This is a genomic window from Streptomyces sp. SID12501 (genome assembly GCF_010550245.1).
In the GTDB taxonomy this organism is placed as follows: domain Bacteria; phylum Actinomycetota; class Actinomycetes; order Streptomycetales; family Streptomycetaceae; genus Streptomyces.
In genome coordinates, this window is sequence record NZ_JAAGLU010001056.1 from 1 (window position 1) to 386 (window position 386).

Genomic DNA, 386 nt, shown 5'->3' on the forward strand with positions numbered 1-386 from the left:
GCATCAAGGGCGCCGAGATCATCGCGATAGGAGCGGCCCAGGGCTTCTCCTGGACCGTCACCATCGACGCCGGCAGCAAGGACGGCATCGAGCGCGACATGACCGTCCTCAACGGGGAGGGTCTCGTCGGCCGGGTCTCCACCGTCGGCCCCGACACCGCCACCGTGGTCCTCGCCAACGACCCCGACTTCACCGTCGGCACCCGACTGGAGAAGACCGGCGAGTTCGGCTTCGCCACCGGCCAGGGCGACCGCGCGATGTCCGTCCAGATGCTCAACGGCAAAGCCAAGATCAACCCCGGCGACCGCCTCGTGACCTTCGGCTCGCGCGGCAACAAGCCCTTCGTGCCCGGCGTGCCGATCGGCGAGGTGGTCAAGGTCGACCCC

The 386-nt window shown here is 69.2% G+C and carries 1 protein-coding gene; it reads left to right on the plus strand.

Annotated features, from left to right (window positions below):
- The coding region (gene mreC / locus G3I71_RS49795; protein WP_164325601.1) for a rod shape-determining protein MreC at nucleotides 1-386 on the plus strand (386 nt) is incomplete at both ends.